The 22,151-nt window shown below is 70.7% G+C and carries 22 protein-coding genes; 9 read left to right on the top strand and 13 right to left on the bottom strand.

The window, feature by feature from the left end; all coding sequences use genetic code 11:
• Positions 1-9 precede the first annotated feature (9 nt).
• From ACZ4MF_RS26035 to ACZ4MF_RS26000, 8 genes are all read left to right on the top strand, one after another.
• Positions 10-726, top strand: a complete 717-nt coding sequence (locus ACZ4MF_RS26035; RefSeq protein WP_467494331.1) for a TetR/AcrR family transcriptional regulator — start codon at positions 10-12, stop codon at positions 724-726.
• Positions 727-893: 167 nt separating this feature from the next.
• A complete protein-coding gene (locus ACZ4MF_RS26030) occupies positions 894-2,474 on the top strand; it encodes an acyl-CoA carboxylase subunit beta (protein WP_467494330.1) in 1,581 nt (526 codons plus the stop codon).
• A 133-nt stretch (positions 2,475-2,607) separates the two neighbouring features.
• Positions 2,608-3,678, top strand: coding sequence for a ketoacyl-ACP synthase III family protein (locus tag ACZ4MF_RS26025; RefSeq protein ID WP_356029676.1), 1,071 nt, complete (start codon positions 2,608-2,610; stop codon positions 3,676-3,678).
• Between the two features lie 8 nt (positions 3,679-3,686).
• A complete protein-coding gene (locus ACZ4MF_RS26020) occupies positions 3,687-4,682 on the top strand; it encodes a 3-oxoacyl-ACP synthase III family protein (protein ID WP_467494329.1) in 996 nt (331 codons plus the stop codon).
• Positions 4,683-4,710: 28 nt separating this feature from the next.
• A complete protein-coding gene (locus ACZ4MF_RS26015; RefSeq protein WP_356029679.1) occupies positions 4,711-5,745 on the top strand; it encodes an aldo/keto reductase in 1,035 nt (344 codons plus the stop codon).
• A gap of 22 nt (positions 5,746-5,767) precedes the next feature.
• Positions 5,768-6,697, top strand: a complete 930-nt coding sequence (locus tag ACZ4MF_RS26010) for an alpha/beta hydrolase (protein WP_467494393.1) — start codon at positions 5,768-5,770, stop codon at positions 6,695-6,697.
• 66 nt (positions 6,698-6,763) lie between these two features.
• Positions 6,764-8,536: a fatty acyl-AMP ligase gene (locus tag ACZ4MF_RS26005; protein ID WP_467494328.1), complete on the top strand. Its 1,773-nt coding sequence runs from the start codon at positions 6,764-6,766 to the stop codon at positions 8,534-8,536.
• Positions 8,536-9,534, top strand: coding sequence for a beta-ketoacyl-ACP synthase III (locus tag ACZ4MF_RS26000; protein WP_467494327.1), 999 nt, complete (start codon positions 8,536-8,538; stop codon positions 9,532-9,534). Before ACZ4MF_RS26005 ends, ACZ4MF_RS26000 begins: the two co-directional genes overlap by 1 nt.
• Before the next feature lie 66 nt (positions 9,535-9,600).
• On the opposite strand, the gene ACZ4MF_RS25995 is transcribed toward ACZ4MF_RS26000, so the two are convergent.
• The 12 genes from ACZ4MF_RS25995 to ACZ4MF_RS25940 all read right to left on the bottom strand — a co-directional run bounded on the left by ACZ4MF_RS25995 (position 9,601) and on the right by ACZ4MF_RS25940 (position 20,472).
• On the bottom strand, positions 9,601-10,545 hold the full coding sequence (locus ACZ4MF_RS25995) for a chlorinating enzyme (RefSeq protein ID WP_467494326.1): 945 nt from the start codon (positions 10,543-10,545) through the stop codon (positions 9,601-9,603).
• Between the two features lie 142 nt (positions 10,546-10,687).
• Complete coding sequence (locus ACZ4MF_RS25990) at positions 10,688-12,355, bottom strand: pyridoxal-dependent decarboxylase (RefSeq protein ID WP_467494325.1); 1,668 nt, start codon at positions 12,353-12,355, stop codon at positions 10,688-10,690.
• Positions 12,356-12,399: 44 nt separating this feature from the next.
• Positions 12,400-13,896, bottom strand: coding sequence for an APC family permease (locus ACZ4MF_RS25985; protein WP_467494324.1), 1,497 nt, complete (start codon positions 13,894-13,896; stop codon positions 12,400-12,402).
• A 28-nt stretch (positions 13,897-13,924) separates the two neighbouring features.
• On the bottom strand, positions 13,925-14,491 hold the full coding sequence (locus tag ACZ4MF_RS25980) for a 4'-phosphopantetheinyl transferase superfamily protein (protein WP_467494323.1): 567 nt from the start codon (positions 14,489-14,491) through the stop codon (positions 13,925-13,927).
• Positions 14,492-14,500: 9 nt separating this feature from the next.
• The gene (locus ACZ4MF_RS25975; protein WP_356029690.1) at positions 14,501-14,755 is read right to left on the bottom strand and encodes an acyl carrier protein; all 255 of its coding nucleotides are present in this window, start codon (positions 14,753-14,755) and stop codon (positions 14,501-14,503) included.
• Positions 14,748-15,617, bottom strand: coding sequence for an alpha/beta fold hydrolase (locus ACZ4MF_RS25970; protein ID WP_356029692.1), 870 nt, complete (start codon positions 15,615-15,617; stop codon positions 14,748-14,750). The genes ACZ4MF_RS25975 and ACZ4MF_RS25970 overlap by 8 nt, the downstream gene beginning before the upstream one ends.
• Complete coding sequence (locus ACZ4MF_RS25965; protein WP_467494322.1) at positions 15,604-16,608, bottom strand: NAD(P)H-dependent flavin oxidoreductase; 1,005 nt, start codon at positions 16,606-16,608, stop codon at positions 15,604-15,606. The genes ACZ4MF_RS25970 and ACZ4MF_RS25965 overlap by 14 nt, the downstream gene beginning before the upstream one ends.
• Complete coding sequence (locus tag ACZ4MF_RS25960; protein ID WP_467494321.1) at positions 16,608-17,435, bottom strand: class-II aminoacyl-tRNA synthetase family protein; 828 nt, start codon at positions 17,433-17,435, stop codon at positions 16,608-16,610. Before ACZ4MF_RS25960 ends, ACZ4MF_RS25965 begins: the two co-directional genes overlap by 1 nt.
• Entirely contained in the window at positions 17,432-17,677 is a 246-nt protein-coding gene (locus tag ACZ4MF_RS25955) for an acyl carrier protein (RefSeq protein WP_467494320.1), read from the bottom strand. Before ACZ4MF_RS25955 ends, ACZ4MF_RS25960 begins: the two co-directional genes overlap by 4 nt.
• On the bottom strand, positions 17,674-18,552 hold the full coding sequence (locus ACZ4MF_RS25950; RefSeq protein ID WP_356029697.1) for a diiron oxygenase: 879 nt from the start codon (positions 18,550-18,552) through the stop codon (positions 17,674-17,676). Before ACZ4MF_RS25950 ends, ACZ4MF_RS25955 begins: the two co-directional genes overlap by 4 nt.
• Positions 18,539-19,495, bottom strand: coding sequence for a hypothetical protein (locus ACZ4MF_RS25945; RefSeq protein WP_467494319.1), 957 nt, complete (start codon positions 19,493-19,495; stop codon positions 18,539-18,541). Before ACZ4MF_RS25945 ends, ACZ4MF_RS25950 begins: the two co-directional genes overlap by 14 nt.
• A gap of 278 nt (positions 19,496-19,773) precedes the next feature.
• Positions 19,774-20,472: an SDR family NAD(P)-dependent oxidoreductase gene (locus ACZ4MF_RS25940; protein ID WP_467494318.1), complete on the bottom strand. Its 699-nt coding sequence runs from the start codon at positions 20,470-20,472 to the stop codon at positions 19,774-19,776.
• 114 nt (positions 20,473-20,586) lie between these two features.
• On the opposite strand from ACZ4MF_RS25940, the gene ACZ4MF_RS25935 reads away from it, so the two are divergent.
• Entirely contained in the window at positions 20,587-21,483 is an 897-nt protein-coding gene (locus tag ACZ4MF_RS25935) for a helix-turn-helix transcriptional regulator (protein ID WP_467494317.1), read from the top strand.
• Here ACZ4MF_RS25935 and ACZ4MF_RS25930 read toward each other — a convergent pair.
• Positions 21,458-22,114, bottom strand: coding sequence for a class I SAM-dependent methyltransferase (locus tag ACZ4MF_RS25930; protein WP_467494316.1), 657 nt, complete (start codon positions 22,112-22,114; stop codon positions 21,458-21,460). The genes ACZ4MF_RS25935 and ACZ4MF_RS25930 overlap by 26 nt on opposite strands.
• Positions 22,115-22,151 lie beyond the last annotated feature (37 nt).

The raw sequence follows: 22,151 nt of genomic DNA, 5'->3' as shown, positions 1-22,151 counted from the left end.
GATGGGGCGATGCCCCGATCGAACACATCACGCCGGCCCGTCGGCCGACCCCCTGTGACCTCCCGCAAGCAGATCCTGGCCGCGGCCCGCGGGCTCATCGACGAGTACGGCTGGGAGAAGCTCACGATCCGCCGGCTCGCGTCCGAGATCGGCGTCGGGGCGACGACCCTGTACTCACATGTGCGGGACAAGCAGGACCTGTTGTTCCTGCTGATCCACGAGTACGCGGAGCAGATTCCGCACCCCGAGCTGCCGAGCGAGCCGCGGGAGCGGATCGTCACGGCCGGTGTCGCGATCCACGACGGCCTGGCGGCCTGGCCCTGGGCGGCGGAGGTCCTCACCACCGACGGGTTCATCGCCCGGCTCGGCGACTCGTTCCTGTGGCTGGTCGAGACGATCCTGGGCGGGGTCGTCGACGCCGGGTGCCCCCCGGAGGAGTCCGTCCGGATCTTCCGCAGCATCTGGTACTACACGGTCGGCGAGATCCTCGTGCGCACACACACCCGCCACCGCGAGATGGACGAGCGGGACCCCACGCTCCTCAACGCCTACTTCGGAGGCGCCGCCGGCCCGCTCCGGCACCCGCACCTGGCCGCCGTCGCCGGCCGGTGGGGGGCACTGGCCGGGCAGGACACCTTCGCGCAGGGGCTGCGCGCCTTCGTCGACGGCCTGCTCGCACAGGCCCTGGCGCAGAGACCGCGGACACCGGACGCGGAGTCGAGCTGACCGTTCAACTGTCTTCCGTGGGCAGTTGAACATGCACAGCGCTCTGTGAATTCCTCACGCATTTGTATTGGTAATTCATTTTCGCGAGCCCGCGCCCACGCCCCAGATATATCATCCGAATCCCCGTCAGGACTGGGGACCATTGATGACCCGATAGAGGGGGCAGAATGGGCACCATGCGAGATGCGGTCGACGATCTGCATCGACGCCGTGAAGCCATTGGCGCACGTTCGGTCCGGATGGCCGAGAAACAGCATTCCAAGGGCAGACTGACCGCTCAGGAGCGCATAGATCTCCTTCTGGACCCGGGTTCGTTCGTCGAGATCGACACGTTCGCGCGCCCCGAGTCGGAGGCGGACGCGGACGGCGAGTACGGCGACGGCGTGATCACCGGGTACGGGGAGATCGACGGCCGCACCGTCTGCGTCTTCAGCCAGGACGCGAGCTACAAGGGAGGCTCGCTCGGCAAGGTCCACGGCCGCCGGATCCTCAAGATCATGGAACTGGCGATGAAGACGGGACGGCCGCTCATCGGCATCAACGACGGGGGCGGCGCCCGCATCCAGGAGGGTGTGGAGTCCCAGGCGATGTACGGGGAGATCTTCCAGCGCAACGTGCAGGCGTCGGGCCAGATCCCGCAGATCTCGCTGATCATGGGGTACTGCGCGGGCGGCGCCTCCTACTCCCCCGCGCTCACCGACTTCGTGGTGATGGTCGACCAGACCTCGCACATGTTCATCACGGGCCCCGACGTGGTGAAGACGGTCACCGGCGAGGACGTCGGCTTCGAGGACCTCGGCGGCGGCAGGACACACAGCACGAAGTCGGGAAACGTGCACTACCTGGGCACCGACGAGGAGGACGCCATCTCCTACGTCAGGGTGCTGCTGTCGCACCTGCCCGACAACAACGCCTGCGAGGCCCCGGTCTTCGACGCCATGGACTGGACGGGCAAGCCGCTGGTCGACCGCGCCCCGCTGGATCTTGAGAAGAAGCTGAACTCGCTCATCCCGGACTCGCCGACCGAGCCGTACGACATGCACGAGGCGATCGAGGGTGTGGTCGACGACGGCGAGTTCCTGGAGGTCCAGGAGCTGTTCGCGCGCAACATCCTCGTGGGCTTCGCCCGCGTCGAGGGCCACAGCGTCGGCATCGTCGCCAACCAGCCGCTGCACTTCGCCGGCTGTCTGGACATCGACGCCGCCGAGAAGGCCGCGCGCTTCGTGCGGACCTGCAACGCGTTCAACGTGCCGGTCCTGACGTTCGTGGACGTGCCCGGCTTCCTGCCCGGCACCGCCCAGGAGTGGAGCGGGATCATCCGGCGCGGCGCGAAGCTGATCTACGCCTACGCGGAGGCGACGGTGCCCATGGTCACCGTGATCACGCGCAAGGCGTACGGCGCCGGGTACGACGTGCTGGGCTCCAAGCACCTCGGCGCCGACGTCAACCTGGCCTGGCCCACCGCGGAGATCGCGATCATGGGTGCGCCGGGCGCGACGAGCATCGTGCACCGCCGCCGGCTGGCGCAGGTGCAGGCCGAGGGCGGCGACGTCGAGGCGGTCCGGGCGGAACTGGAGCGGGAGTACCAGGACCGCTACTGCACGCCGTACGTGGCGGCCGAGCACGGCTTCATCGACGCGGTCATCACCCCGTCGTCCACGCGTACGCACATCGCCCGGGCCCTGCGCGCGCTGCGCAACGAATCGGTCCCGGCGCCGCGGCTGCACCGGGGCAACATCCCCCTGTGACCCCGCCCGATGAATTATTGAGTACGAGGCGTGAGAATTTAATATGCGGACCATCGGGGCGGCGCTGGTAGCGTGAACTGTATTCCGGCGGAGGAATTCTATCCGCGGGCATCGAACTCGGAGGAAATGAAGAATGACCGCTCCTGTCTACATCACGTCGGCAGCCGCCTGGATTCCGCCCGCCGAATCGGCCAGAGAAGCCGTGGCCGACGGCAAGTACGCTGCCGAGGATTTCGAAGAGAACAAAATGCTCTGCCTGCCGGTCGTCGCGGACGAGACCTCGGTTCCCGACATGGCGACCTACGCGGCACGGCGTGCGCTCGACCGTGCCGCGCACGTGGTCGGCGGCCGGCTCGACGTGCTCGTGCACGCGTCGGTGTACCACCAGGGCCGCGACTACTGCTGGACCTCCGCCCCGTACATCCAGCGCGAACTGGGCGTCACCGGCGGCGCGTTCGCGGTGAACGTGCAGCAGCTGTCGAACGGCGGCATGGTCGCGATGGACCTGGCGATGTCCCAGCTGCAGGCCGGCCGCGGGACGAGCGCCATGGTCACCACGTCGGACCGGTTCTGCCTGCCCGGCATGGACCGCTGGCGGGGCGCGTACGGCATCGTCGTCGGCGACGGGGCCACTGCCATGGTGCTCTCCACCGCCGGCGGCTTCGCCCGCGTCCACGCCATCGAGTCGTACACCGACGCCTCGCTGGAGCCGCTGCACCGCGGCAACCACCCGTTCACCACCGCCCCGCAGCCCAAGGTCGACGATCTGCGCGCGCCCAAGAAGTCGTACCTGGCCAAGGTCGGCAAGGAGTCGGTGATGCAGCGCGCCGAGGTGGCGCTGCAGGACATCGTCCGCTCCGTGCTCGACAAGACCGGGCACAAGCTGGACGACTTCGCCAAGATCCTGATGCCCAACATGGGGCACGGTCTGATGGACGCCCAGTTCCTCCAGCCGCTGGGCATCACGGCCGACCGCTCGCTGATGGACTGGGGCCGCTACACCGGGCACCTGGGCGCGGGCGACCTGCTCGCGGGCGTGGCGCGGATCGTGGAGAAGAAGCACGTCCGCGAGGGCGACCTGGTGCTCCTGGTCAGTGCCGGCGGCGGCTATTCGCTGACCGTGGCGGTGCTGGAGATCGAGTCGGTACCGGAGTGGTCCGAGGCCACCACGGACTTCGCCCTGCCCGCCGACGTCACGGAATGAGTCCGCCGATGCCTGTGCCTTCAGCACCTGTCGCGATACTCGGCACCGGGTCGTACGTCCCGGACCGCGTGGTCTCCAACACCGAGGTCGGTACGCCCGCCGGGGTCGACGACGCCTGGATCGTCCGCAAGACCGCCATCCGCGAACGCCGCTGGGCCGCACCGGGGCAGGCCACCTCGGACCTCGCCACCGGCGCCGCGCGCCGGGCCCTCGACGCCGCGGGGATCACGGCGGACCAGCTGTCCACCATCGTCGTCGCGACCTCGACCCCGGACCACAAGCAGCCGGCCACCGCGGTGTTCGTGCACCAGAACCTCGGCGGGGCCACGCCCGGCGTCTCGGCGTTCGACCTGAACGCGGTCTGCGCCGGCTTCTCCTTCGCCCTCGACGTGGCCCACGGGATCATCGCCAGGTCCGGCGGCTACGGGCTGGTCATCGGTGCCGACCTGTACTCGCAGATCCTCGATCCGGCCGACAAGAAGACCGTGATCCTGTTCGGCGACGGCGCCGGCGCCGCGGTCATCGGCCCGGGCGACGCCGACCGCGGGATCCGTACGACGACGTTCCACATGTACAGCGACATGTCCGACCTCGTCGTCGTGCCGGCGGGAGGCAGCAGGCGGCCGCACGACCCGGAGGCGCACGCCGCCGGCCTGCAGTACTTCTCGATGGAGGGGCGCACCGTCCGGGACTTCATCGTCAACACGGTGCCCGGGCTCGTGAAGCAGTTCCTGCACGACTGCGAGGTGCAGCCGGCCGACATCGCCCACCTCGTCCCGCACCAGGCCAACGGGGTCATGCTCGACGACCTGTGGTCGAAGCTCGACCTGCCGGGCGCCACGCTGCACCGCACGGTCGGCGAGTTCGGCAACGTCGGCTCCGCGTCGGTCCCGCTCACCCTCGACAAGGCGGCCCGCTCCGGGGCGCTGCGCCGGGGCGAGAAGGTCCTGATGCTCGGCATGGGCGGCGGGTTCTCCGTCTCCCTCACGCTCATCGACTGGTGACCGCGCGGTCCGTGGAGAGGAGACGGTCATGGAATACCGACGGCTCGGAGCCTCCGGCCTGCACGTTCCGGTCCTGAGTCTCGGCGCGGCCACGTTCGGCGGCCGCGGCAGCCTGTTCAGCGCCTGGGGCGACACCGACGCACGGCAGGCGCGGGACATGGTCGACATCTGTCTGGACGCGGGTGTGACGATGTTCGACACCGCGGACGTGTACTCGGAGGGCACGTCGGAGGAACTGCTCGGCGCGGCGATCGCGGGACGCCGGGACCGGGTGCTGGTGTCCACCAAGACGGGCACCCCCACCGGCCCCGGGCCCGGCGAGATGGGCACGGGCCGGTCCCGGCTGATCAAGGCGGTCGAGGGCTCGCTGCGCCGGCTGCGCGTGGACCACATCGACCTGTTCCAGCTGCACGTCTTCGACGCGGGCACCCCGGTCGAGGAGACGCTCGCGGCCCTGGACGACCTGGTCCGCGCCGGCAAGATCCGCTACGTGGGGGCCTCGAACTTCGCCGGCTGGCAGCTGATGAAGTCGCTGGCCGCCGCGGACCGGGGCGGCTTCCCCAAGTACGTGGCGCACCAGGTCTACTACTCGCTGGCCGGCCGTGACTACGAGTGGGAGCTCATGCCGCTCGCCCACGACCAGGGCATCGGCGCGGTGGTGTGGAGCCCGCTGGGCTGGGGCCGGCTGACCGGGAAGATCCGCCGCGGGCAGCCGCTGCCCGAGGCGAGCCGGCTGCACCGTACGGCCGCGGCCGCGCCGCCCATCGACGACGAGCGGCTCTACGACCTGGTCGACGTGCTCGACGACGTCGCCGCGGAGACCGGCCGCACCGTGCCTCAAGTGGCGCTCAACTGGCTGCTGACCCGGCCGACCGTGGCGACGGTCATCATCGGTGCGCGCAACGAGGAACAGCTGCGGGACAACCTCGGCGCGATCGGCTGGCAGCTGGACACCGAGCAGTTGTCCCGGCTCGACAAGGCCAGCTCGGTCACCGCGCCGTACCCGTACCACATGTACAGCCGGCTGCGCGGATTCAAACCGTTGAATCCTCCGCTGGTGTGACTCAAGGAGAGCCCTCTTGGCCATGGACCGTTTCGTCCACGCCTTGATCCAATGGCAGGCGGGCGGCCGGCCCGAACCGGCGCGCACGCTCCCCGTGGCACGCCTGCGCGACCGCTACGCCGCGCAGGCCGCCCAGGTGCGCGGCACGTCCGCGCGGGACGCCGGCATCGAGACGAAGGACCAGCTGATCGACGGCGGCGACGGCGAGTTCGGCGTCCGGACGTATCTGCCGCCCACCGACCGTGGGCGTCTCGTGACGTACCTGCACGGGGGCGGCTGGACGGTCGGTGACGTCGACACGCACGACCCGGTCTGCCGTCGTGTCGCCGCCGGACTCGGCGCGGTCGTCGTCTCCGTCGACTACCGCCGCGCGCCGGAGCATCCGCACCCCGGCCCGCTCCGGGACGGCATCGCCGCGTCCGAGTGGGCGGACCGCACCTTCCCCGGCCGCCACCACGTGATCGCCGGGGACAGTGCGGGCGGGGCCCTGGCCATGGGGATCTCGATGCACCACCGCGACCGCGGCGGCATTCGGTTCGCCGCGCAGCTGATGGTGTACCCGCCGGCCGATCCGGAGCTACGGTCGCAGTCCGTCCGCACATACGGCTCGGGGTACCTCTCGGAGGTCGACGACCTGCGCTGGTACTACGACCAGTACGTGCCGGACCCCGCGCACCGCACGGACCCGGCGATCGACCTGCTGGGCGCCGATCACCGCGGGCTGCCGCCCACGGTGATCGGCACGGCCGAGTTCGACCCGCTGCACGACGAAGGTGTCGAGCTGGCGGTGCGGCTGGCCGCCGACGGCGTCGAGGTGCATCACGTGCCCGCTCCGGGCCTGGTGCACGGATATCTCCTCATGGCCGACATCGTCCCGGCCGCCGCGGCGGCGACGAAGAACGTGCTGGCGGCCCTGGAACAGATGCTGGCCCCGGTGCCCATGGCGCGCTAGCGCGGGCACCGGCCCCGACGACCTCACCCCGCTCGAAGTCCCCTCATCCATGAGGAGTTCCGACCCGTGACCATCACAGGACCGCGTCCGACCGCGGACGTGGACACGCTGGCGCACGCCCTGCGGCTGCGCGGCGAGCAGCAGCCCGACCAGACCGCCTATGTCTTCCTGCGCAACGGCGAGGACCCCCACGAGACACTCACCTACGGGGGCCTGCACGGCGCCGCCCGCACGCGGGCGGCCGCCTTCGCGGCCGAGGGGCTCTCGGGGCACAGCGCCCTGCTGCTCTACCCCTCCGGCCTGGAGTTCGTCCGGACCCTGCTCGGCTGCATGTACGCGCGCGTGGCCAGCGCGCCGGTCCAGGTGCCGCGGCGCCGCGAGGAGGTCGAGCGGCTGCGCCGGATCGCCGACGACGCCGGGACCTCGACCGTGCTCACCACCGCGGAGGTCGCGCGCGAGGTACGCGAACGCTTCGGTGACATGCCGGAGTTGGACGGTCTGACACTGGTCGCCACCGACACGCTGCGCTACGACCCGGACGCCGTCGGACCGGCCCTTCCTGGTCCCGAGGACATCGCGCTGCTCCAGTACACGTCCGGCTCCACCGGCGACCCCAAGGGCGTCAGGGTCAGCCACGCCAACTTCCTCGCCAACGTGGTCGAGACCGACGAGCTGTGGCCGTGTGAGCCGGACGGCACCGTCGTCAACTGGCTGCCGCTCTTCCATGACATGGGGATGCTCTTCGGCGTCGTCATGCCGCTGTGGGCGGGCATCCCGTCGTACCTGATGGCCCCGGAGGCCTTCATCCGGCGCCCGGCCCGCTGGCTGGAGGCTCTCGCCCGGTTCGGCGGCACACACGCCGCCGCGCCCAGCTTCGCCTACGAGTTGTGCGTACGGGCCGCCGCGGAGGGCAAGACCGGTGCCGTCGGCGACCTCTCCCGCTGGCGGGTGGCGGCCAACGGCGCCGAGCCGGTGCGCTGGGCCACCATCCGCTCGTTCGCCGGCGCGTTCGCGGCGCACGGCTTCGACCCGCGGGCCATGTGCCCCGGTTACGGCCTGGCGGAGAACACCCTGAAGGCGACCGGCGCCCGCCAGGACCGCGAGCCCACCGTCCTGTGGCTGTCCGCCGAGGCCCTGCGCAACGGCACCGCGCAGCCCGTCGGCGACCGCGCCGCCGACGCCGTTCCCCTGGTCGGCAGCGGCAGCACGGTCGGCCGCACCCGGGTACGGATCGTGGATCCGGCCACGCGCCGGCTCCTGGTCGACGGGCAGGTGGGCGAGATATGGGTCGACGGCCCGTGTGTGGCGGGCGGGTACCACGGCCGCGCCGAGGCGACCGAGGAGACGTTCCGGGCCCGGACCGCGGACCCGGAGCTGTCCGGCACACCGCATCTGCGCACCGGTGACCTCGGCTTCCTGCGCGACGGCGAGCTGTTCGTCACCGGGCGCCTGAAGGACGTCATCATCCGCAAGGGGCGCAACCACTACCCGCAGGACATCGAGCTCTCCGCGGAACTGGCCGTGCCGGGCGCGCACCCGAACTGCGCGGCCGCCTTCTCCGTCGAGGACGGGGCGCGCGAGCGGCTCGTGGTGGTCGTCGAGGCCGACGGCCGGCTCCTCAACTCCCTGGGCGCCGAGGAGATCTCGCGCCGGGTCCACGACGCCGTACGGGAACGGAACCGGATCACCCCGGACGACGTGCTCGTCGTACGGCGCGGGGCCGTGCCGAAGACGTCCAGCGGGAAGGTGCAGCGCCGGGCGTGCAAGCGGCGCTACGAGGACGGCGGCCTGCCCGTCGTGGGCGTGCCCGCCGTGACGCCGGCCGGGGTGCAGGCGTGATGGGCGCCCTGCGGCTGCCCGAGCGCTCGCCCGGGGCGCGCATCCTCGGGACCGGCGTGTACCGGCCGACCCGGGTGGTGGGCAACGACGAGATCTGCGCCCGTATCGACTCCAGCGACGAGTGGATCCGCCGCCGCTCGGGGATCGCCTCGCGGCGGTTCGCGGGAGACGACGAGACGGTCGTCACGATGGCGGCGGAGGCGGCCCGCAAGGCGGTGGCCCAGGCGGGCATCCAGCCCTCCGACGTCGGCATGGTGCTGGTGGCGACCATGTCCTTCCTGGAGCAGGCGCCGGCCGCGGCACCGCGCGTCGCCGGTCTGCTGGGCGCCCGCGGCGCGGGCAGCCTGGACGTCGGCGCCGCCTGCTCCGGCTTCTCCTACGCCCTGGGCCTCGCCGACGCGCTGGTCCGCTCCGGTGACGCCCGCAACGTCGTCGTGGTCGGCTCCGAGAAGATGAGCGACATCGTCGACCCGACGGACCGCGGCACCGCGTTCCTCTTCGGCGACGGCGCGGGGGCGGTGGTGGTGGGCCCGTCCCGGGCACCCGGCATCGGCCCGGTGGTCTGGGGGTCCGACGGCGAGCGGCACCACGTGATCGCCCATGACCGCAGCTGGCTGGACGTCCGGGACGGGCGGGCCCCCTGGCCGTATCTGCGGATGGCCGGACCCGAGGTGTTCCGCTGGGCGACCCGGGTCGTGCCGGAGATCTCCCGACGGGCCCTGGCGGAAGCGGGCGTCGAGGTCGCCGACCTCGCCGCGTTCGTCCCCCACCAGGCCAATGCGCGCATCATCGACGCCGCCGCCAGGTCCCTGGGCCTGGCCCCGCACACGGTCGTCGCCAAGGACGTCGAGACCGCCGGGAACACCTCGGCCGCGTCGATCCCGCTGGCCCTGGACCACCTGCTGTCCCAGGGGGCGGTGCCCAGCGGCGGCCTGGCCCTGCTCGTCGGATTCGGCGCCGGCCTGACCCACGCCGCCCAGGTCGTGGCCCTGCCCTGACCGGGGCCGCACTGCCGAGGCGACGGCGCCGCCCCTCCCCCGAGGCGGCACCGTCGCCTCGGCGCGTCACGGCCGGCGCCGGAACGGGTGGCCCTTGGCGGTGTGCCGGGCGACCCGGTTGTGGCCGTACCGCTCCTCGCCGCTGACCAGCACCGTTGCGTAGCGGTCCAGGCTCGCCCGGCCGCCGTACTCCTCGACCACCGAGACGCCGGGGTAGACCCGCACGGAGGTGGGGACGTAGCGCGCCGAGAAGGCCATGCGCATCCGCCCGGTCCGGCCGGTGTGCGGATGCGAGGCGTGCATGAGGCGCGACCAGAAGATGACGAACTGCCCGGCCCGCATGTCCACGGACACGGCCTTGGACTCGTCCGGCTGCCAGTCCGGGTCGATCTGGAGCTCGCGGTAGTCGTAGCCGAAGAAGCCGCGGCGGACGCCGTTCTTCACCAGGGAGACGTTCCGCTCGGGGTCGTAGCGCATCCGCTTGGTCTCGTCGTAGTGCATGGTGCGGTGGGTGCCGGGGATGAACTGCAGGCCGCCCATGTCGGCGGTGGCGTCGGTGAAGGCGCACCACACGGTGAGGCAGCCGCCCGGGCCGGCGCCCCGCGGCCACTGGAGCTGCGGCCGGCCGGACGCGTTGGCGAAGGTGGCGGCCTGGTGCCAGTCCGTGCCCTCGTTCCCCGCGTACTTGGGGAAGAAGTCGGAGCGCCAGCACAGCACGTCCGGGCCGAGCACCGAGGCGACCCGGTCCACGATGCGCGGCTGGGTGATGTGATCGGCGAGGAAGGCGTTGTCGAGGTGCCGGTCGTAGTTGCACAGGTTCGCCGCCCCCGAGCCGTCGGACTCGTCCCGGTACACCGCGCCGCTGCGGTCGAGGAGGTCCTGGCGGGTCCGGGCCCACTGCCGCTCGATCTCGTCGGGCTCGTACAGCGTGAAGGGGCCCGCGTATCCGGTCCGGTGGAACTCCGCCAACTCCTGTGCGGTGAACCGGAAATCGTGTGGCTGAGCGGACATGTCTCTCCTCGGTGACGGCTCGGGACGCCGCGACGACGTGAGCCGGCTGCGGAAAAGAAGGGGCCCACATGCCTGGGGAGCACGTGGACCGCCTTCGCCGTTGTGGGTGGATGGGCTTCGGGGGCCCTCCCGGTGGCCCCGGTCAGACCGCGGATGTCGTCGGTTGTGGGGCCGCCAGGGGAAAGGCGCCCGGCCGGCGCAGCTCGTCGACGAGTTCGTCGACGAGCTGCCGGGTGAGGTGGCGCATCGCGTACAGGTGGACGTAGGTGCGCGCGGCGCCGTCGACGTGCACGGTCTCGCTGGAGAGGGAGTAGCGGCGGACGATGTCCGCGTGCGGCCGGCGAAACCGTACGGTCAGCGACTGCGGGCTGCGCGCCACCCACAGATCATGACCCAACTGCTCCTGCAACGCGAGCAGTTGCTCGTGCGTGTAGGCGGCCAGGGCGTCGCACTCGGCCGCGAGCCGGGCCTGGTCGTCGTAGGAGTGACGGGCCAGGTAGTCCCACATCAGCAGCGAGGAGAAGCCGTTGCGGGAGCCCGCGAAGGTGGTGTCGGTGGCGCCGATGTACTCCGATGCCTTGGGCGGGGCCATCTGCAGTCCGGTGCGGGTCATGAACACCCCGCACGCCCACGGCGTCCCCATCCATTTGTGGCCGCTCATGGTCAGCGAGTGCACGTCGCAGAGGCGGAAGTCGAAGGTCGGCGGTGCCTGCTCCACCATGCCGACGTCCCGGGCCATCTCCAGGTAGGGCGCGTAACCGGCGCCCAGTGCCCCGTCGACGTGCACCCAGTACCCCGACCGCTCGTCGTGGTCGCCGCCCTCGCCGCGGCCGCGGTGGACGCGCCGGCTGTCCAGCCCGTACTCGGCGCAGATGCCGCGCACGGTGCGGGCGACCGCCTCGACGTCGTCGTACGCGCCCTTGAAGGTGGACCCGTAGTTGAGGCTGACCAGGATCGGGTAGCCGCGACTGGCGAAGAACCGTACCAGGACGGCGAGTTGGCCGACGTCGATGGCGCCGTGCTCGGTGGAGGGCACCTCCCGCGGCCAGGGGGTTCCCGGTGCGAGGGGGTTCTCGTCGGGGTAGCGCGTGGAGCCCAGGGCGTGGAAGGTGTCGATGTCCAGCGCCCGTACGGCCTTGGTCAGCGAGTAGTGGGTGTCCTCGGAGAAGAACGCCACCGGATGGAGGGCGTGCGGGCCGTCGCCGCGCGGCGCCTGCTCCGAGGCCGCACGGCCCGGCTCGCGGTGGTGCGTGCGCAGGGGCTTGCCCGACAGGTAGTCCCGGGCGTTCCACAGGCCGTACAGGTTCCCCTCGCTGGAGCCCATGGTCAGGACGTAGCCCCAGTACGACTCGGGGTCCTGCGGGTCGTGCGGCCACTTCGCGTGCCACAGGGAGGCGAAGTAGTCGAGCACCGCCCGTTCGAGCACCTTGGAGTTGAGCGTGTACGAGCTGGACTGGTAGGGGTCTCCGACGTTGTTCAGGTGCCGGTTGAGGTAGTGCCCCAGGCGTTCTTCGTAGTCGAGGGCGCTGGTGACCTGGTAGCCGGCGAAGTTGCGCGTCTGGGTGTCGATGTGCCTGCGAAACAGCGCCTCGGCCTCGGTGTACTGCTCCGGATCCAGTCCGGTGGGCGGTAACTGCACCTTGTGATGGGGTACTTCGGGAACGCCGATGTAGGCCGCCCGGGGGTCGGAGGACGGGGGTGTGCCGTAGGGGCGGCCGCCGACGACCCGCAGGCCGCTGAAGGTCTTCTGCCACGGTGTGTCTTCGGGACCGAAGGGTATGTCTGCATGCGTTTCGGGTTCACGAGCCATTGGAGCTGGTCCTTTCACTGCGCGGCTCCCGGGTCGGGCCGGTGTCACGGCGCTGCTTGGGAGAGGCTGCCGGAGGGCTCCCCGGCCGGGGCAGTGGGCGGCGGCGCCGGCACGGACACGGTGACGCCGCCCAGGCGCGCGAACCGGTCCGGGCGGGCCGAGCGCAGCCAGGAGGCAAGGGCGAAGCCGAGACCGCCGACCATCAGCAGGAGCCACGGCAGGGCGGTGACGACGGGGTCGGTGGTCCCGGTCAGCACGTCGAAGTTCCACACCACCAGAACCGCCGCGGTGATCAGCCCCAGGGCGCCCAGCGCCGGCGCGACGACGGTCTGCCAGCGTCCCTCACCGCGATGCCGGAAGTAGCCGATCACGGCCACCGAGGCCACGGCCTGCAGCAGGATGATGCCGAGGGTGCCCAGACCGAGCATGGTGGTCGACATGTTCACGTACGGGTCGAGACCCGCGGCCGCGAACAGGATGACCACGACCGTACTGAAGACGGTCTGGACCACACTGGCCCGGTGCACGGAGCCGTGCCCCGCGTGCGGTGCGTGGAGGGCGGCCGGCAGCAGCCCGTCGCGGCTCAGGGCGTACATGTACCGGTTGGCGGCGTTGTGCAGCGCCAGCCAGGAGGCGAACAGGCTGGTGCACAGCAGGACTTGCATGGTGACGGTGGCCGGGCGCCCCAGGTAGCCGTCGCTGAGCCGGAAGAACAGGTCGCCGAGGTGGCTGCCGGCCTCGGCGCGTACCCGCTCGGGCCCGAGGGCGCCGACGGCGACCCAGCTGGTCAGGGCGTAGAACGAGGCGACCGCCAGTACGGCGATGACGGTGGCGCGGGGCACGCTGCGGTGCGGTGCCTTGGCCTCCTCGCCGTACAGGGCGGCGGATTCGAAGCCGAGGAAGGAGGCGAATCCGAACATCACGGAGACGCCGAGCCCGGGGGCGAACACGTCGTGCGGGGCGAAGGAGGCGGAAGGCAGCGCCGCGCCGCCGTGGCGGGCCAGGACGGCGATGTCCAGCGCGACCAGGATGGCGATCTCGCACACCATGCACACGGACAGCAGCCGGGCGCTGATCTCGGCCTCCCGGTAGCCGAGCAGGGCGACCAGGACCAGGCCGAGTCCCGCCCACACCTGCCAGGGCAGGTCCAGCCCGTGGGATGCGGCCACGTTCCGGGTGAAGTAGGCGAAGGCGCCGAGGACCCCGACCGTGGCGGCGTTGTAGGCGAGCACCGCGAGCAGTCCCGCCCCGCCCGCCGCACGCTTGCCGAGGCCGTGTGCGATGTGGGTGTAGAAGCCGCCCATGTGGCTGATCCGCCGTGCGATGGCGGCGTAGCCGGCGGAGAAGCACAGCAGGGTCAGGCCCGCGAAGAGGAACATGGCCGGCACGCCGGGGCCGGTGCCGATGGCGAAGGCGAGCGGGACGGTGAACAGCATCGCGGCCAGGGGGGCGGCCGCGGCGATGACGATGAACACGATCTTCGGGGTGGTCAGCGTGCGCTGGAAGCGTGCGCCCCCCTCGGACAGGGGTGTGCCGGTCATGAAGGTCTCCAGGTGAGGACAGTGAACGTCAACGCCGTATCGCCACGGCGAACGAGAGATCCGCCTCCGCGCGAATCCACAGGGGGACCGATTCGCCGCGGTACGTCGCGGTCAACGCGCCGTCGCACTGGCTGAGGCGGATCTGCCAGAACAGGAACTCCCCCAGCGTGCCGAGGCAGTTCATCGCCTTGAACGCGGCTTCCTTGGCGGCGAACAGGTCGCGCGCGGTGTAGGACCCGACGGGGGCGAGCAGCCGGCGCCGCTCCTGTTCCCGCAGGCAGAACGCGGCCACACGGGGGGTGATGACCGTGGGCTCGATGTCGACGCCGACCGCCTCGGCACCGGGGACCACCGCGGCGACCGCGAGCCGGCCGCTGTGGGAGATCGAACCGGCGAACCCTCGGGGGAACAGCGGCCTGCCGTCCTTGGCCCGCGGCACCGTCCGCTCGGTCGACCCGGCCGCGGCCAGTGCCGCGGCGGCCGCACGACGACCGGCTGTGAACTGCTCGGCCGGCCCGTGGGGCGGCGGCACCGAAGACGTCCGCACGGACATCCCCGGTGCCACGGCCCAGGGCACGGCCGGCTGGGCGGTCACCGTGGCGCCCTAGTTGCGCAGCGCCACGACGTGGCCCGCCAGCGAATCGATCGAGCGCAACACCTCCGGCCGGACGTCGTCGTCCCATTCAAAACCGAACGCGTCCTCCATCGCGACCAGCAGGGCGACCAGCGCGGTGGAAGGGACCCCGGCCTCGCGGAGCGACACGGCGTCGTGCACTCCGCTGACGAAGGAGGGGCCGCCGAACACATCGACCAGCAGCTCGCGGATCCGCTGCCGTACCGCCACGGCCGTGTCAGACATTCGCTTCCGCTTCGTCGATGAACTTCCGTACGAGCTCCTGGAAGCCCTCCGGGTCGTCGAGGAAGGGCACATGGCCGGCCTTCGGCATGATCGCGCAGCGGCCGTTGGGGAACAGCGCGGCCAGCTCGTGGCCCGCCGTCGGGCCGAGCAGAATGTCGTCGTCGCCGAGGGCGATCAGCGTCGGCGCCTGGATGCGGGTCAGCAGCTCGGAGCTGGCGTCGCCCTGCTGGGCCAGCGTCAGGCCGTTGTTGAGCTCCTCGGGCGTCGACATGACCAGGAAGCTCTCCCGCAGGCCGAGGAAGCCCGGCGCGCCGTACTCCTCGATCATCGCCGTGCTGACGAACTCGGGGTACATGTGGCTGAACAGCACGGGTATGTCATGGCTGTTCAACGTCCGCAGCCAGGCCCGCTGGAGCATCCGGTGACGCCGCATCTGCGGGCCGACGACCGGTCCGGCCAGCACCAGGCCCCGGACCCGGTCCGGGTACGCGAGGGCCACGTCACGGGCGAGCTGGGTGGAGGCCGACGAGGCGAGCAGGTACGTCGAGTCGATCCCCAGCCCGTCGAGCAGCCCGACCAGGTCGGCCGCGTGCTCCTCCCAGGTCGGCTCCTGCTCCAGCCGCGTGGAGTGGCCGTGGTTGCACAGGTCGTAGCTCACGACGCGGTAGTGCTTGGCGAGTTCGTCGGTGTAGTCCCGCCAGAACGGAGCGGTGAAGAAGAAGTTGTTGAGCGTCGTGATGGCGATGCCCTCGCCCGCGGACTCGCAGTAGAGTTCGACGCCCTCCCTGGTGCGGATCCGTGGTGCGCCCTCGCGATAGCTCAGGTCGTGGTAGTAGTCGCCGTGCGCTTCATCGGCCGACATGACTTTCCGCCCTCTCTTTGGTCTTGACGACTTCGGTCCCCGCGAGGACCGGTGCGAACATGGCGACGACCTCGGCCGCCGGGACTTCCTCGGAGATCGCACCGCAGGACCGGCCGCAGTACAGCGCCATCTCCTCGATGCGGCCGCTGGTCGCCTCGGTGGGCACCGCCGCGCTGAAGCGGGGCACCAGGTACGGCTTGCCCTCGACCACCGTTTTGCCGATGAACTTCGCGGGCTGCTCCGGGTCGGCGGTGACGGTCGTGGCGAGCACGCGGTGCCGCCGGCCCGGCCACCCGATCTCGTACACGTCGGTGATCACGGTGTCGGTCTCGTCGGCGCCGGTCACCGCGGACTTGAAACGGGCGTGGGCCCGCGATTCGTGGGCGACGACGAAGGCGGTGCCGAGCAGCACCCCGTCGGCGCCGGCGGCCAGTGCCCGTGCGGCCTGCTCGGGTGAGCCGATGCCGCCCGAGGCGACCAGGCACGCGTCGGGCAGCCGGTCGCGCAGCGCGGCCACCAGCGCGTCCCGCCGCGACGTCCCGAGGAGGTGTCCGCCGGCCTCGACGCCCTGTGCCACCACGACCGCGCCGTGCGCGGCCGCGTGCAGCCCGTCCTCCACCGTCCCGATCTGTACGACGAGTTGACGTCCCGCGGCACGGACCCGCTCGAACACCGCGTCGTCGGGCATCCCGAAGAAGGACAGGTGCACGCGCTCGGGTGTCTCGTCGAGCACCTGCGTCACCTGCCGGTCGAGCTCGTCCGGCCCGACCACCTCCGGGATCAGGTTCACGCCGACGGGACGGCCGGTGCCCCGGGTGAGCCGGCCGAGCATGGCCGACAGCGCGCCGCCGACCAGCTTGTAGCCGCCCGCGCAGCCCGCCGCCCCGGCGTTGGACACCGCGCAGGCCAGCTCCGCTCCCGCGACGCCGCCCATCCCGGACTGCAGCAGGCTCACCTCCAGGCCGAGCACCCCGGCCGCGGTGGCACGCATCAGTTCAGGCTCTCGACCGCCGACGCCGCGGCGTCGGCGCTGCCGAACCGGTCGGTCAGGGTGTGCACCCAGCGCTCCAGGCCGAAGGCGAGGCAGCTGGTGTGCGCCGTGTCGTCGCCGGCCCGGATCTCGCAGCGGTCGCCGAAGAAGTTCCGGTGGTAGTTGACCGAGCCGATCGCGAGCCCGCCGACGACGAACTCCTCCTTGACCGGGAAGAGGCGCTGCATCTTGGCCTTGCCGCTGTTCTTGTCGAAGAACGGGTCGGTGGCGGCCTCGATGCGGAGTTCGAGCCCGAGCTCGGCGCACAGCGCCACCACGGCTTCCTTGGCCCGGACCAGATGGCTCTTGGCCGCGTGCTCCGGTCCGATGCAGACGATCTCGCGCATGGAGAATCCGAGCAGGCGCCGCAGGCCCTCGTAGTGGTCCTCGTTGCGGAAGCAGGTGCCGACCGTGGTGCGCAGCACGCCGTCGGCGGGCAGTTCGGAGCCGGCCAGGTCGACGTAGATGGAATAGCAGGCCGCCGAGGGCAGGGCGAACGCGGTCGTCTCCATCACCTCGGCCGGCATCCGCTCGACCGGCCGGGACGTGGTGGCCAGCTCCTCGGACAGGCGGGCCGGGTCGAGCCGGGTCGCGGCGAGGCCCAGGTGCGGGAAGTTGTCGTAGTAGTCGAAGGTGTCGAGGTCCTTGCACCGCATCAGGAACGGGAACCGGAACTCGGGGGCCTGCCAGTCCCCGGCCAGCCGCAGGAACACCGCGTCGATCGCCCGCAGCAGGCGCAGCTGGGTGCCGTCGAGGACTTCCAGCCCGTTGCTGGTCGCTGTCGTCATGCCGCTTCCTTCGTGAAGAATCGGGTTTCGAGTGCCTTGAGCGTGCGGAAGTCGTCCAGGTTCAGGTCCTCGGGATCGATCGGCTCACCGGTCAGCTCCTCCAGCAGGAAGATGAATTCGATGAACGCCAGCGAGTTGATGGCCCGGCTGTCGATCAGGTCCAGCTCGTCGGACAACTGGTCGAGTGTGGGATTGCGCTCCAGGATGAATTCCCGGACCGCCTGCATCGATTCGGTCGTCACTTGATCGCCTCCCGTCCCACGCCCGACTTGGAGAGGAACCTCCTCGTCCGCTTCAGTACCTGGTCGTGCGCCTCCACCCGTGCGGGGTGCGTCAGGGCGCGCCGCCGCAGCGCGAGCGCGTCCGGGATGCCCGCGTCCCGGTACGCCGCCGGGTTGTAGAGGGTGGCGATGCTGTACTGCAGGTAGTCCTCCAGGTACGCGGCGACCACCGGAACCTCGTCCGGGTCCCGCCTGACCACCTGGTCGAGCAGGCCGGTGAAGACCATCCGGCCGAACGCGACGTGCCGGCTCTCGTCCACGTGGTGCACCCGGTTGATCTCACGGGCGATGTGCGGCAGCGACTGGTCCGTCGCCATGTTCGCGTTGTAGTAGTCGACGATCTCCTCGAAGATCAGGATGCGCGCGAACACGATCATCTCGCGGGCCACCTTCGAAAGGTGGTCGACGGAGCCCGCCTTCAGCGACGGCTGTGCCGGATACAGCTTTCCGCCGTAGCGCAGACAGAACTTCGAGAAGAACCACATGTGTTCGTTCTCTTCGCCGATGAAGTGGTGCAGGAACTCCGAGACGTTCGCATAGGTCGGCTCGTGGATCCGCATCACCACTTCGCTCATCAGCTCACGGATTCCGTGAATGTTGAGGCTGAAGAAGTTGATCGACTCGTACTTGGTCAGCGCGATCTGCTGCTCGCGGGTCAGCTCGTCCCACATCGGCGTGCCGGCCAATGTGGTCAGGTTCTCCGACATCCACGGCAGTTCCGGCTCGATGGACTCGGGCCAGTCGAACATCGTGTACGGGTTGTAGTAGCCGGATTCGGCCAGATTCTCCAACCGGCCCAGATCGAGCACGACCGGTTCTACTTCACGTACCGCCATTTTCACTCGTCCTTCCGAGCGCCGATTGAATATCCGCGCGCACCTGAACCGGCGACGCTGATCCACACTCGTGGTAAGCAAGGGGCGCGTTACCGGACGCGGTGGACGGAATCACCTTGTTGTAGATCGACCCGATGCACAGCTCCTGGAAATCCCGGGTGTTCGGGGACAGGCGTGCGGCCAGCTGGGCCTTGGCGATGTCGACGGTCTTGTACACGCCGTCGTCGTCCTCGACCTCCACGCACGCGTGCGGCAGATCGAGGGCGCCGCCGAGCACGCCGCAGAACCAGCCCCGCTTCGCCTCGGCCCGGTACCCGGCCGCCCGGAAGCGCTCGGCCAGGAGCAGGCTCGCCGCGATACAGCTCGTCGCGCCCAGCCGATGGACCAACTCGTAGTCGGCCTGCATGGCGACGGGGACCATCTGCCAGCGGTAGCCGGCCTCCAGGTAGTCGCGGGTCAGCTGCCGCAGCGCGGTGGAGACGAGCGGGCTGCGGACGCCCGTCGTCGTGACGGTCGCCGCGTACTCGGCCGTCCGCGCGCTCGCCTGCGGCGTCGTCACATCGGCGAGGCGCCCCCCGAACCGGACGACATCGGGCGCCTCGAACCGCCACGGTGCGACCCCGTCGCACTCGGCGCACTCCAACTGGACCCGGAAATCCCATGACTTCGGGACCAGCAGATCCTCGACAGAACGGCCGGCGAACCGGAACAGCATACGAAACGCAAGCTCCGGCTGCGTGTTCGACCGGCCGGAATACATGCCGAGGTTGTACAGATCATTCAGGTCGAAATAGCGCACGCCCGACCGGTATTCGAAGGGCAAGCCCGCACCGACCAGCGTATCGATGTCAACCGCATCACACCTCAGCATTTCCTGCGCCGCAGACTCGGGCCGGGTCTTGCTGGAGTACTCGGCGGGAACGAATTCAATGGAATCCGCCACGTCCCCCCAGGACGCTATTTCGGCCACAGCTTTGGGTGACAAGGACCATCCCTCCCGGCAGAAAACCGCACTGACTGATCGGAACCGACGATCCCGAAGGTATCAGCCGGAGATCGCAATGCGGAATAGTATTTCCACACGCCCCTTCATGCGTTTCACATATCCAGCCTGGAGAAATGAAGACCCAACCCGTCACTGATCTATACCCACGATTCTCCGTCACTCCCGGGCACATGACCATGTCCGCGCCCCACCCTGTTTATCCGGCACGGGCGGTGTCAGGACCAGGCGATCTCCCCGTGGCGGGAGACGAGGCGTCCGGTGCCCGCGCCGGGCTTCTCGGTGGCGAGGCGGACGATCGCGTCCGTGCCCTCGGTGACGGTCTGGGGGCCGCTGTGACCGTTGAGGTCGGTCGCGGTGTAGCCGGGGTCGGCGGCGTTGACACGAATGCCCTTGAGTCCCTTGGCGTACTGCGTGGTCAGCATCGTCAGCGCTGCCTTGGAGGCGGTGTACAGGGGCGCGACGACGTGCGACTCGGGCCGGCCGGGGTCGTGGGTGAGGGCGAGGGAGCCCATCCCGCTGCTGACGTTGACGATCACAGGGTCGTCCGAGCGGCGCAGCAGCGGCAGGAACGCGGTGGTGGTGCGGACGACACCGATGACGTTGACGTCGAGGACGGCGCGGGCGTCGGCGGCGGTGAGGTCACCGGGGTCGCCGACGGGACCGTGCACCCCGGCGTTGTTGATCAGGACGTCGATCCTGCCCTCGTGTACGGCGACGTCCGCGACCGCGGCGGCCACGGACGCGTCGTCGGTCACGTCGATGGGGACGTAGCGTGCGCCGAGCGCGGCGGCGGCCTCCTCGCCCTGCTCGCGGCCCCGCGCCCCGACGAGCACGGTGTGGCCGCACTCGATCAGGCGGCGGGCGGTCTCACGGCCGAGCCCCTTGTTGGCTCCGGTGATGAAGGTGATCGTCATGCACTCGATGCTGGTCCCGACGCCAGAGCCGGACCAGGGACGCTCCGACGGTAGGACGACCGGTACCACCCTCACGCCCCTCTGCACGACCCGGGATGCGGGAGGATGGACATCATGTCGGCGACACCCGGAACCGGACTGGGCGGGATGATCCGCACATGGCGGGACCGATTGCCCCCGTCGGCCGCCGGGCTGCCGGTGGCCCGCGGGCGCCGGACCGCCGGGCTGCGCCGCGAGGAACTGGCCGACCTGGCCGGGGTGTCGGTCGACTACATCGTGCGCCTGGAACAGGGGCGGGCCACGACACCCTCGGCATCGGTGGTGGCGTCCCTGGCCCGCGCCCTGCAGTTGTCCACCGCCGAGCGGGACCACCTGTACCGGCTGGCCCGGCTCGTACCACCGGCGGACGGCACGATCTCCGACCATCTCCCGCCCGGCGTGCAGCGGGTGCTCACCCGCCTCGGGGACGTGGCGGTCGCCGTGTTCGCGGCGGACTGGCAACTGGTGTGGTGGAACCACGGGTGGGCCGCCCTGCTGGGCGACCCCTCCGCCGCGCCGCCGCGGCTGCGCAACTTCGCCCGCGACAGGTTCCCGGTGGACAACGGCCCCGCCCTCCCCCACTCCCGGCTCCGCTCAGGCGGGAGGACCCCCATCGCGCTGTGGCCGGTGACCGAGGAGGACCCCGACGCCGTCGACGCAGCCGTCGTCTCCGACCTGCGCCGCGCCACCGGCCGCTTCCCCCAGGACAGCCGCCTGGCCTCGCTGATCCGCGATCTGAACGCGGGCAGCAGCAGGTTCGCCGAGCTGTGGGCGACCGGAGAGGTGGCCGCGCACCGCGAGGACCACAAGACCATCGACCACCCCTCGGTGGGCCCGGTCACGGTGGACTGCGACGTCCTGACCGACGGCGACTCCGAACTCAAGATCGTCATCATGACCGCCGTACCCGGCAGCGAGGACGAGACCAAGCTCCGGCTCACTACCGTCACCGGCCCGTCGGCTGCCCTGTGAGGCCGGGGACGCGGGCCAGCAAGTGGGCGTCGAGGAAGCCCCGTTCGGTGGCCGGATCGTGGAGCAGCCGGGCGAACGGGACGAGCCCGGCCCCGGCCAGCAACTCGGCGAACCGGTCCGCCGGCCAGCTGTAGGCGGGCGTCACCTTGTGGTCGAAGCGGACCGGCTCCGGTCCGTCGGTCGCGAAGAACGAGACCAGGAGCAGGCCGCCCGGTGCCAGGACACGCACCTGCTCGGCAAGGAGCGCGGGCAACTCCCCGGGCGGGGTATGGATCATCGAGTAGTGGGCCAGCACGCCGCCGAGCGCGCCGTCCTCGACCGGCAGGGCCTCCATCCGCGCCTCGTCGAACCGCAGCGCCGGATGGGCCCGCCGGGCATGGTCGACCATGCCCGGCGAGAGGTCGAGCCCGAACGCGTCCAGCCCCAGGTCGTGCAGCATGGCCGTCAGATGACCGGGCCCGCACCCGACATCGGCGGCCCGCGGGTTCCCCGTCGCGCGCACCAGCTCGGCGAAGGTGCCGATCATGTTCCGCGAGAACGGGTGCGTCTCCAACCGATTGGCGAACTTCGACGCATAGAGCTCGACGACCCCGTCGTAGGCCGCCCTGGTCTCGTCCTGGTGCTCCGTCACGGGGAGGGAAGCTAGCACCGGAGCAGGGGCCGGCCCC

The organism is Streptomyces sp. NPDC025793, from assembly GCF_055558375.1.
Note: the sequence above shows the minus strand (reverse complement) of the source record. Positions and strands in the feature narration are given on the sequence as shown.

What these genes read in the sequence shown, in the direction of transcription:
- ACZ4MF_RS26035 (WP_467494331.1), top strand. Translation starts at nt 10, where the DNA reads ATGCCCCGATCGAACACATCACGCCGGCCCGTCGGCCGACCCCCTGTG.
- ACZ4MF_RS26030 (WP_467494330.1), top strand. Translation starts at nt 894, where the DNA reads ATGGGCACCATGCGAGATGCGGTCGACGATCTGCATCGACGCCGTGAA.
- ACZ4MF_RS26025 (WP_356029676.1), top strand. Translation starts at nt 2,608, where the DNA reads ATGACCGCTCCTGTCTACATCACGTCGGCAGCCGCCTGGATTCCGCCC.
- ACZ4MF_RS26020 (WP_467494329.1), top strand. Translation starts at nt 3,687, where the DNA reads ATGCCTGTGCCTTCAGCACCTGTCGCGATACTCGGCACCGGGTCGTAC.
- ACZ4MF_RS26015 (WP_356029679.1), top strand. Translation starts at nt 4,711, where the DNA reads ATGGAATACCGACGGCTCGGAGCCTCCGGCCTGCACGTTCCGGTCCTG.
- ACZ4MF_RS26010 (WP_467494393.1), top strand. Translation starts at nt 5,768, where the DNA reads ATGGACCGTTTCGTCCACGCCTTGATCCAATGGCAGGCGGGCGGCCGG.
- ACZ4MF_RS26000 (WP_467494327.1), top strand. Translation starts at nt 8,536, where the DNA reads ATGGGCGCCCTGCGGCTGCCCGAGCGCTCGCCCGGGGCGCGCATCCTC.
- ACZ4MF_RS25995 (WP_467494326.1), bottom strand. Translation starts at nt 10,545, where the DNA reads ATGTCCGCTCAGCCACACGATTTCCGGTTCACCGCACAGGAGTTGGCG.
- ACZ4MF_RS25990 (WP_467494325.1), bottom strand. Translation starts at nt 12,355, where the DNA reads ATGGCTCGTGAACCCGAAACGCATGCAGACATACCCTTCGGTCCCGAA.
- ACZ4MF_RS25985 (WP_467494324.1), bottom strand. Translation starts at nt 13,896, where the DNA reads ATGACCGGCACACCCCTGTCCGAGGGGGGCGCACGCTTCCAGCGCACG.
- ACZ4MF_RS25975 (WP_356029690.1), bottom strand. Translation starts at nt 14,755, where the DNA reads ATGTCTGACACGGCCGTGGCGGTACGGCAGCGGATCCGCGAGCTGCTG.
- ACZ4MF_RS25970 (WP_356029692.1), bottom strand. Translation starts at nt 15,617, where the DNA reads ATGTCGGCCGATGAAGCGCACGGCGACTACTACCACGACCTGAGCTAT.
- ACZ4MF_RS25965 (WP_467494322.1), bottom strand. Translation starts at nt 16,608, where the DNA reads ATGCGTGCCACCGCGGCCGGGGTGCTCGGCCTGGAGGTGAGCCTGCTG.
- ACZ4MF_RS25960 (WP_467494321.1), bottom strand. Translation starts at nt 17,435, where the DNA reads ATGACGACAGCGACCAGCAACGGGCTGGAAGTCCTCGACGGCACCCAG.
- ACZ4MF_RS25950 (WP_356029697.1), bottom strand. Translation starts at nt 18,552, where the DNA reads ATGGCGGTACGTGAAGTAGAACCGGTCGTGCTCGATCTGGGCCGGTTG.
- ACZ4MF_RS25940 (WP_467494318.1), bottom strand. Translation starts at nt 20,472, where the DNA reads ATGACGATCACCTTCATCACCGGAGCCAACAAGGGGCTCGGCCGTGAG.
- ACZ4MF_RS25935 (WP_467494317.1), top strand. Translation starts at nt 20,587, where the DNA reads ATGTCGGCGACACCCGGAACCGGACTGGGCGGGATGATCCGCACATGG.